A 10,000-nucleotide genomic window follows, 5' to 3' on the forward strand; every position below is an offset into this window, starting at 1 on the left:
TCGAAAGTTGGTTCAACACTTCTCGTTGGATTACTCGTTTTACTGGTCGCGCTCCAAATTGCGGATCGTATCCTTTTTCTGCCAAATACGCTACTGCTTCTGGAGTGGCATCCATGGTAATGTGTTGTTGTGCTAACATTTTAATAACACTCCTTAATTGTAATCCTACAATTTCTTTAATGTTTTTATCAGTCAATGGTGTGAACATTACAATTTCATCGATGCGGTTTATAAACTCAGGTCTAACGGTTTGTTTCAATAAGCCTAAAACTTCTGTTTTTGCCGCTTCGGTTGCTGCTTCAATTCCACCTTTTAAATTCTCGAATTTCTCTTGAATTATTTGACTTCCCATATTCGAAGTCATGATAATAATGGTGTTTTTGAAATCCGCCACACGACCTTTGTTATCGGTCAATCTTCCTTCATCTAAAACTTGTAATAAAATATTAAACGTATCCGGATGTGCTTTTTCAATTTCGTCTAACAATACCACTGAATAAGGTTTTCTTCTTACTGCTTCAGTCAATTGTCCGCCTTCGTCATACCCTACATATCCTGGAGGGGCACCAACTAATCTACTTACCGCATGACGTTCTTGATATTCGCTCATATCAATTCGGGTTATCGCATTTTCATCATCGAATAGATATTCGGCAAGTGCTTTTGCTAATTCGGTTTTACCAACACCTGTTGTTCCTAAGAATAAGAACGAACCAATTGGTTTTTTAGCATCTTGCAAACCAGCGCGACTTCTTCTAACGGCATCACTTATCGCTTCAATTGCTTCTTCTTGCCCAACTACTCTTCGATGTAATTCATCTTCTAATTTGAGCAGTTTTTCTCTTTCGCTTTGAAGCATTTTTGTAACTGGAATTCCTGTCCATTTGGCTACCACTTCTGCGATATCGTCATGCGTAACTTCTTCTTTGATTAGAGAAGTTCCAGTTTGATTTTCTGCTAATTGTGTTTGTAAAGCATCTAAACGTTCTTGTGCTTCTTTTATTTTTCCGTAACGGATTTCAGCTACTTTTCCGTAATCTCCATTTCTTTCGGCTTGTTCGGCTTCTAATTTGAAATCTTCAATTTCTAATTTTACCACTTGAATGTTATCTACAACATCTTTCTCTGATTTCCATTTGGTGAAAATTTCGTTGCGCTCTTCTTTTAAATTCGCTAAATCTAAACCAAGAACTTTTAACTTAGTTTCATCATTCTCACGTTTTATAGCTTCGATTTCGATTTCCAATTGCATGATTTTTCTATCCAAAACGTCTAATTCTTCTGGTTTTGAGTTGATTTCCATACGCAATTTTGAAGCCGCTTCGTCCATCAAGTCAATCGCTTTATCTGGTAAGAAACGATTTGTAATGTAACGTTGTGAGAGTTCTACCGCAGCAATAATTGCATCGTCTTTGATACGAACTTTATGATGCGCTTCATATTTTTCTTTGATACCTCGTAAAATTGAAATTGCACTTTCAGTATCAGGTTCGTCGATATTTACTTTTTGGAAACGTCTTTCTAACGCTTTGTCTTTTTCGAAATATTTTTGATATTCGTCTAAAGTCGTAGCTCCGATCGCACGTAATTCACCACGAGCTAGAGCAGGTTTTAAGATGTTAGCTGCGTCCATTGCGCCTTCACCACCACCAGCACCCACTAAGGTGTGAATTTCGTCAATGAAAAGTACGATATCACCTTCGGCAGAAGTAACTTCTTTAACTACGGCTTTTAATCGTTCTTCAAATTCCCCTTTGTATTTGGCTCCAGCAATTAAGGCACCCATATCTAAAGAGTAAACGATTTTATTTTTCAGATTTTCAGGAACATCGCCATCTACAATTCGATGCGCTAGACCTTCTGCAATAGCTGTTTTACCAACACCTGGTTCTCCAATTAACATTGGATTGTTTTTGGTTCTACGTGTTAAGATTTGCAATACTCTACGGATTTCCTCATCACGACCAATAACAGGGTCTAATTTGCCAGTACGTGCTAATTCGTTAAGGTTTTTAGCATATTTGTTCAAAGAATTATAAGTTTCTTCTGCTGATGCTGAGGTTACGCGTTCGCCTTTACGAATTTCCGCAATAGCGCTTTCTAATCCTTTTTCTGTAACTCCTTGGTCTTTTAGAATTTGGGCTACCTTACTTTTCGATTTGAAAATAGCTAAGATTAAATGTTCGATAGAAACATATTCATCGTTCATTTTTTTAGCAATAATATTGGCTTCATTCAAAGCTGTTGAAGCATCTCGAGAAAGCATGATTTCACCTCCCGAAACTTTAGGAAAGCTTTGTAAAGTACTATCCAATACTTTTTTAAATAACTCCACATTTACATTCAATTTTTTTAGAATGAAGGGCGTTACATTTTCGTCAACTTCCAATATACCTTTGAAAATGTGCTCATTTTCCAGTTGTTGGTGTCCGAATTCTTGTGCAAGTTGCTGTGCTTGTTGCAATGCTTCTTGCGATTTAATAGTTAAATTTTTTAAGTTCATTTTTTTAGTTGTTGTCGAGTTGGGGATTCGTTTTTATTTTCAATTTAATGATTTTGAAAGGAGTACTGCAATTGGTATTCCAATGCTTAAATCAAGACAAAATGACTGATAAAACTCCGAAAACCATATAAATTTACGACATAATGTCTTAAAGTGCAGCTAAAATTCAATTTTTTTGATAAAATGTCGTGAATAATCGATGAATGAAAATGGGAAAGTTTTGAGCAAAAAAAACTCCGAAAATATCTTTCGGAGTTTCTATTATTTTAAGGTTTAATTTTTAAAATTTCAAATCAATAGCAGGTAACAATTTACTTGAAACTTCACCAAAACCAATTCTTAAATTTCCTTTTTGACAATATCCTCTAACAATAACGGTATCATTATCGTTGATGAATTTACGTTCAGAGCCATCCTTCATTTTTAATGGTTTTTGACCGCCCCACGTTAATTCTAACATCGAACCGAAAGAATCTTCTGTTGGTCCAGAGATTGTTCCACTTCCCATCATGTCGCCTGAGTTTACTCTACAGCCATTAATGGTATGATGTGCCAATTGTTGTGCCATTGACCAATACATGTATTTAAAGTTAGAACGTGAAACAACAGTTTCTTCTGAATTTTCTGGTTTGATTAAAACTTCCAAATTGATATCAAATGCCTTTTTGCCTTTTTGTTTTAAATAAGGAAGCGGTTCTGGAGATTGCTCAGGACCTTTTGTTCTAAAAGGCTCTAAAGCATCCATGGTTACAATCCAAGGTGAAATAGACGAAGCAAAGTTTTTCGCTAAGAAAGGTCCTAGAGGTACATATTCCCATTTTTGAATATCACGCGCGCTCCAATCGTTAAATAACACCATTCCGAAGATATGTTCTTCTGCTTCTTCAACAGGAATTGGCTCACCCATTAAATTCGCATCAGTAGTAATAAAAGCAGTTTCTAATTCGAAATCTACTAATCTTGAAGGACCAAAAACAGGAGTAGTTTCTCCATTTGGTAACGTTTGCCCATAAGGTCTGTGAACTGGAATTCCTGAAGGAACAATCGTAGAACTTCTTCCGTGATAACCTACTGGAATGTGTAACCAGTTTGGTAACAACGCATTTTCTGGGTCACGGAACATTTTTCCTACGTTTGTAGCGTGCTCTTTTGAACTGTAAAAATCGGTGTAATCTCCAATTTGAACTGGTAAAAGCATTTCGATGTCTTCCACTTTAAAGATTACAACTTCTCTATGATTTTTATTGTCTCTCAAGGTTGGATTGGTTTCATCAAAAAGTTCAGCTAAGCGATTTCTAACCAAACGCCATGTTTTTTTTCCGTCAGAAATAAAATCGTTTAGAGTGTCTTGCATGAACATATCATCAGTAAGTTCAATGCCTTCGAAATATCCTAATTGTTGTAAAGCACCCATATCGATGGCGCAATTTCCAATTCTTGTTCCAATAGTGATTACATCTTCTTTTGTAATGAAAACACCAAAAGGAATGTTTTGAATCGGGAAGTCGCTATTTTCAGGAACTGGAATCCACGATTTTCTATTTGGATCGTTTGCTATATTTGGCATATTTGTATTGTTAGTTTGTTGTTGAAAAATTATGAATCAAATATAAAATTATCTATCAATGTAACAAACCTTTTTCGTAATTTTGACCTAATTTTAACGAATATTTATTGCAATGCAACGCGACGAACAAATTTTTGACCTAATTCTTGATGAACAAGACAGACAAATTCACGGAATTGAATTGATTGCTTCTGAAAACTTTGTTAGCGACCAAGTAATGGAAGCAGCAGGTTCATGTTTAACCAACAAATATGCTGAAGGATATCCTGGTAAAAGATATTACGGAGGATGTGAAGTAGTAGATATTGTAGAACAAATTGCAATTGACAGAGCAAAAGCTTTGTTTGGTGCTGAATATGTAAACGTACAACCACACTCGGGTTCTCAGGCGAATACAGCAGTTTTTGCAGCATGTTTAAAACCAGGTGATACGATTTTAGGATTTGACTTATCTCACGGAGGTCACTTAACACATGGTTCTCCAGTTAACTTTTCTGGAAAATTATACAATCCTGTGTTTTATGGAGTAGAAGAGGAGACAGGTGTTTTAAACTATGATAAGATCCAAGAAATAGCAACAGCTAATAAGCCAAAAATGATTATCGCGGGAGCTTCGGCTTATTCTCGTGATATGGATTTTAAACGTTTCAGAGAAATTGCTGATAGCGTTGGGGCTTTATTATTAGCTGATATTTCTCACCCTGCAGGTTTAATTGCTAAAGGTTTATTGAATGACCCAATTCCACATTGTCATATTGTAACAACAACTACTCACAAGACTTTACGTGGTCCAAGAGGTGGAATGATTATGATGGGGAAAGATTTCGAAAACCCATGGGGATTAACTACTCCAAAAGGAGAAATCAGAATGATGTCGCATGTTTTGGATATGTCGGTTTTCCCTGGAAATCAAGGTGGACCTTTAATGCATATTATTGCAGCTAAAGCGGTGGCGTTTGGAGAATGTTTAACAGACGAGTTTTTCCGTTATGCTATGCAAGTGAAGAAAAATGCACAAGCCATGGCAGAAGCGTTCAATAAAAGAGGTTATAAATTAATTTCAGGTGGTACGGATAACCACATGATGTTAATTGATTTAAGAAACAAAGGAATTTCAGGTAAAGAGGCAGAAAATGCATTAGTAAAAGCTGAAATTACAGTAAATAAAAACATGGTGCCATTTGATGATAAATCACCATTTGTTACTTCGGGTATTCGTGTGGGAACTCCAGCTATCACAACACGTGGTTTAGTGGAAGAAGATATGGAAACAGTTGTAGCTTTAATCGATAAAGTATTAATGAATCATACTGATGAAGCTGTTTTAGAACAAGTAGCAGAAGAAGTTAATGAATTAATGAGCGAAAGAGCGATGTTTGTATTTTAATTACAAATAGTATCCAATAAAAAAACTCCTGACTAATCATCAGGAGTTTTTTGTTTTTATGATTTCGGATTTATTTTCCGTCTCTATCTACTTTAATTCTTTCAGGACGATTCGCTAATTCCCAAGCTAAGGCAAAGGCTAATTGTGCTCGTTTAGCTAAAGCATCGTATTCAATTTTGTCAGGTGTATCACTTGGTAAGTGATAATCCGCATGGATTCCGTTAAAGAAGAAAATTGCTGGAATTCCTTTCTTAGCGAAGTTATAATGGTCAGAACGGTAGTAAATTCTCTCAGGATCTTTTCTATCGTTGTATTTATAATCCAATTCTAATTTGGTGTATTTAGCATTAGCTTCTTCGTTGATTGTGTGCAATTCACTACTCAATCTATCAGAACCAATCACATAAATATAATTGTTTGTTGCAGGGTGAAGCGTATCTCTTCTACCAATCATATCAATGTTAATATCTGCAATAGTGTTGGCTAATGGAAATAAAGGATTTTCAGAATAATATCTTGAACCGTGTAAGCCGTGCTCTTCACCTGTAACGTGTAAAAATAAGATTGAACGTTTTGGTCCATGTCCTTTTTTCTGTGCTTCTTTGAAGGCTTGTGCAATTTCTAATAAAGCAACAGTTCCTGAACCGTCATCATCAGCTCCGTTGTAGATTTCTCCATTTTTCATTCCAACGTGGTCGTAATGAGCTGAAATAACTAAAACTTCATCTGGTTTTTCAGAACCTTTAATAAAAGCCCAGATGTTTTCTGAATCATTTAATTTAGGAGCAAATCCTCTTTTCATGAATTCAGAAGGTACTTTTTGATAAAAATCAGTTGCTCCAGGAGGAAAACTGATGCCCATTTTTTTGTATTCGTTAATTAAATACTCACCTGCTTTTTTTTGTCCAGGTTCACCTGTGTTTCTTCCTTGCATTTCGTCACCTGCTACAATGTATAGGTGTTTGCTTAGTTCTGGAGCTGTAATGGTGTTAATGTAAGTGCCTGCATCTGCTTTTGTAGCTACCTTTGTTGACGAACAACTCATCAAAATCAAAGATAAAACAGCACCTGAAAAAAATATTTTTTTCATAAAAAATTTTTGTTGGTTTCTAATTCTAAAACAAATATAATTAGTTAGTAGCACAAATGATTTTTTTATTACACTTTGTAATAAATTTTAACAAAATTTGAAGATTAGTAAAGATTATTACAAATTTACAATGAGTAACTTTGCAGATAACAAGCATTTTATAATGAAATTAAACCTAAACGACACATTTAACAAACAACTTCAGGCTGATACTGATACTTCAAACACCAGACGACAAGTTTTTGGAGCTTGTTTTTCCTATGTAACACCTCGAGTTCCTAGTAATCCCAAATTACTTCATGTTGCTGATGAGGTAGCCAATTTAATTGGTTTGTCTAAGGAAGATCTAACATCAGCTGAATTTTTAGCGTTAGTTTCAGGAAGTAAAGTGTATCCTGAAACCCAATCTTATGCTATGGCCTATGCTGGACATCAATTTGGAAATTGGGCGGGACAACTTGGAGATGGAAGAGCGATTAATTTATTTGAAGTGTTACACAAAGAGCAACGTTGGGGATTACAGTTAAAAGGAGCAGGAGAAACGCCTTATTCCAGAACTGCTGATGGTTTGGCGGTTTTACGTTCTTCGATTCGGGAGCATTTGTGCAGTGAGGCGATGTTTCATTTGGGAGTACCAACCACACGTTCTTTGTCTTTAGTTAGTACAGGAGATAAGGTATTACGAGATATTTTATACAATGGAAATCCTGCTTATGAAGATGGTGCGGTGGTGTGTAGAGTAGCGCCTTCGTTTATTCGTTTTGGAAATTTCGAATTATTAGCGGCTCGAAAAGATTTGCCAAATTTAAAAGCTTTAGCAGATTATACGATTAACTATTTTTATCCTGAAATTAAAGCAACTGGAAAAGAAAAATATCTGGCTTTTTATCAAGAAGTGGTGAACCGAACGGTAGATATGATTGTGGAATGGCAACGTGTTGGTTTTGTTCACGGAGTTATGAATACGGATAATATGTCGATTTTAGGACTTACGATTGATTATGGTCCATATGGATGGTTGGAAGATTACAATCTTGATTGGACACCGAATACTACTGATGCTGAAGGTAAACGTTACAGATTTAGAAACCAACCTGATATTGCTTTGTGGAATTTGGTACAATTAGGAAATGCTTTGTATCCGCTGATTGAAGATATTGATTCAATGGAACAAGTTTTGAATAGTTACAGTCATCGTTTTGATGCGAAGTTTCCGGTGATGATGCAAGAGAAATTAGGGTTGACTTCGGAATACAATACTGATTTTTATGATGAATTAGGAACCTTATTATCGGTTTCCGAAACGGATATGACGATTTTCTATCGCAACTTAGCCAATGTATTAAAATCTGATACCCCTGAAATAGCTCTTTCGAAAATTGAATATGCTTTTTATCAACCTGATGCCATAGTAGCCACATTAAAAACGACTTGGTTGAATTGGATGGAACTTTATTTACAAAAGCTAAATGAAGAGCCTATTTCTGATGCTGATAGAAAAGCGAAGATGAATGAAGTGAATCCGAAATATGTATTGCGAAATTATATGGCACAATTAGCTATCGATGCAGCTGAGAAGGAAGATTACACTTTAATTGAAGAACTTCACGAGTTACTGAAACAGCCTTATGATGAGCAACCTCAGAATGAGAAGTGGTTTGCTAAACGACCTGATTGGGCGAGAAATAAAGTGGGGTGTTCGATGTTGTCATGTAGTTCTTAAATATAAAGTTCAAAATTCAATATTCGTTAATCGAAATTCAATATTCAAGAAATGCTTGGCTGCATGACAAACTATGCGCATAGAATACAAAAGCATGACTATGTTTCTATGTGTTTAAACAAATTAAAATATACTATGAAAAACTGGAATCCTATTACTACTGAACAACAAGTAAAAGACATCGTTGAAAAATCAAATGAGAAAACACAGATTATTTTTAAAGATAGTGTGACTTGTGGTATTAGTGCTTATGCTAAAGAACGTTTGGTTAATGGAAATGATGTATTAATCGATAAAGCAGATTTCAATTATTTGGATTTGCTTTCATACAGAAGTGTTTCTAACTTTATTGCGGATGAATTAAATGTGATTCACCAATCGCCACAGATTATTGTTTTGAAAGATGGAGAAGTGGTGTATCGTGTTTCTCATCATAGTATTCAGGCGGAAGAGATTGCAAAGTATTTGTAAATTATTTTTTATATCGGAACCAATCTAACAAAGAGGCGATTAATTGTTTTCGTTCTGAGATTGGTTTTGCGAAATTAATATCAATACAATCCGTACACAATGATACTGCATAATCAGAAGATTGACATTCAGAAAGCACTGTGCTTAAGTCATCAAATTCTCCTAGGTAAGAAATAGATTTTGTATTTTTTATATGAGGGCAGTGTTCCAAATGTAGTCGGAAATTGTCGTTTGTATCGGGTTCGGTATGTAAGAAGTAGTTAGGCATAAAATGAGATGGTTTTATACAAAGCTACTCACAATAAAAATGAAATCCGTACGGAAATCCGTAAAATGAGATTTTTTATATGATGCCTAGGTCTTTTGAAAGTGAAACTAAATGAATAGTTGTTTTAGCTTTAAAAATGTCTTTTAGTTTACTGATGCGTTTTTCAATGTAACTTTTACTATTAGGTTTGATGTCTTTATTTTTAAATAATTGCTCCATTTCTTCAATGGTTATACCATTTGATAAATGCGTTAAAACCTGAACATCGTAATCTTCAATTTCATTAAAGGAATTTTCTTTTAAGGCATGAGCCAAATTTTGAGAGATAAAAGTACCACCAAATAATATGGTTTCCATAGCTGTTTTTAGTTGACTGATACTGTTTCGTCCTTTATGAACAAATGCATTTACTTTTAAATCTTCAACTAATGATTTCACCACAAATGATTTGTCTTCAACGGTGTACACTAATACAGGAATACTAGGTTGAATTTGTCTTATGGCTGTAATTAATTCTTCTCCACTTTTCAAAGTCACCGTTCGGTAATCGGTTTCAAAAGATAAATCACAGATTAATAAATCAAACGGAGCTTTATCTTGGATAGCTTTTTTGGCTTTTAAAAGAGCATCATCACAGTATTTAGCGTGTTCAATTTCTTTCACGCCCATACTTTCAAGGGTTTGAATTAACGCTATGTTGATGCTGTCAAAATCTTCGGCTATTAATACTTTGGTAAACATACTTATTTCGGAATTGTAATTTTTACTTTAAATCCTTTATTAGGTTCAGTATCAAAAGTAATATTTCCGTTGATAGAAAAAATGCGGTTTTCCACATTTTGCAAACCATTTTTTGTATGTAATTGATTTTGGCTCCCTTTTCCATTGTCGGAATAACTAATTTCTAAAAATTGACCGTTATTTTTAAAAGCAATCGCCACCAATGAACATTCGCTGTGTTTTTTCATGTTTACCATGAGTTCTTGCAACA

At 34.9% G+C, this 10,000-nt stretch carries 8 protein-coding genes and 1 pseudogene; 3 read left to right on the forward strand and 6 right to left on the reverse strand.

Annotated features, from left to right (window positions below; genetic code table 11):
• A partial coding sequence (gene clpB / locus LDL23_RS08455) for an ATP-dependent chaperone ClpB (RefSeq protein ID WP_291265306.1) occupies nucleotides 1–2,503 on the reverse strand: 2,503 nt, incomplete at its 3' end.
• Nucleotides 2,504–2,783: 280 nt separating this feature from the next.
• Nucleotides 2,784–4,070 (reverse strand): fumarylacetoacetase, encoded by a 1,287-nt coding sequence (fahA, locus tag LDL23_RS08460; RefSeq protein ID WP_291265307.1) that lies wholly within the window; start codon nucleotides 4,068–4,070, stop codon nucleotides 2,784–2,786.
• Between the two features lie 112 nt (nucleotides 4,071–4,182).
• On the opposite strand from fahA, the gene glyA reads away from it, so the two are divergent.
• Nucleotides 4,183–5,457, forward strand: coding sequence for a serine hydroxymethyltransferase (gene glyA, locus LDL23_RS08465; protein WP_291265308.1), 1,275 nt, complete (start codon nucleotides 4,183–4,185; stop codon nucleotides 5,455–5,457).
• A 70-nt stretch (nucleotides 5,458–5,527) separates the two neighbouring features.
• Here the strand turns inward: glyA and LDL23_RS08470 are convergent, their stop codons facing one another.
• Nucleotides 5,528–6,547 carry a M28 family metallopeptidase gene (locus LDL23_RS08470; protein ID WP_291265309.1) on the reverse strand — a complete coding sequence of 340 codons (1,020 nt, stop codon included), beginning with the start codon at nucleotides 6,545–6,547 and terminating at the stop codon, nucleotides 5,528–5,530.
• A 160-nt stretch (nucleotides 6,548–6,707) separates the two neighbouring features.
• Here LDL23_RS08470 and LDL23_RS08475 point away from each other — a divergent pair, with 160 nt between their 5' ends.
• Nucleotides 6,708–8,270, forward strand: coding sequence for a YdiU family protein (locus tag LDL23_RS08475; protein WP_291265313.1), 1,563 nt, complete (start codon nucleotides 6,708–6,710; stop codon nucleotides 8,268–8,270).
• 135 nt (nucleotides 8,271–8,405) lie between these two features.
• A complete protein-coding gene (gene ytxJ / locus LDL23_RS08480) occupies nucleotides 8,406–8,741 on the forward strand; it encodes a bacillithiol system redox-active protein YtxJ (protein WP_291265310.1) in 336 nt (111 codons plus the stop codon).
• A 1-nt stretch (nucleotide 8,742) separates the two neighbouring features.
• Here the strand turns inward: ytxJ and LDL23_RS08485 are convergent, their stop codons facing one another.
• From LDL23_RS08485 to LDL23_RS08495, 3 genes and pseudogenes are all read right to left on the reverse strand, one after another.
• Nucleotides 8,743–9,009 carry a hypothetical protein gene (locus LDL23_RS08485; RefSeq protein WP_291265311.1) on the reverse strand — a complete coding sequence of 89 codons (267 nt, stop codon included), beginning with the start codon at nucleotides 9,007–9,009 and terminating at the stop codon, nucleotides 8,743–8,745.
• 75 nt (nucleotides 9,010–9,084) lie between these two features.
• Nucleotides 9,085–9,750 carry a response regulator gene (locus LDL23_RS08490; protein ID WP_291265312.1) on the reverse strand — a complete coding sequence of 222 codons (666 nt, stop codon included), beginning with the start codon at nucleotides 9,748–9,750 and terminating at the stop codon, nucleotides 9,085–9,087.
• A 2-nt stretch (nucleotides 9,751–9,752) separates the two neighbouring features.
• Nucleotides 9,753–10,000 (reverse strand): annotated as a pseudogene (locus tag LDL23_RS08495) (ATP-binding protein); the annotation flags it as partial.

Source organism: Flavobacterium sp. (genome assembly GCF_020217025.1).
Lineage (GTDB): Bacteria > Bacteroidota > Bacteroidia > Flavobacteriales > Flavobacteriaceae > Flavobacterium.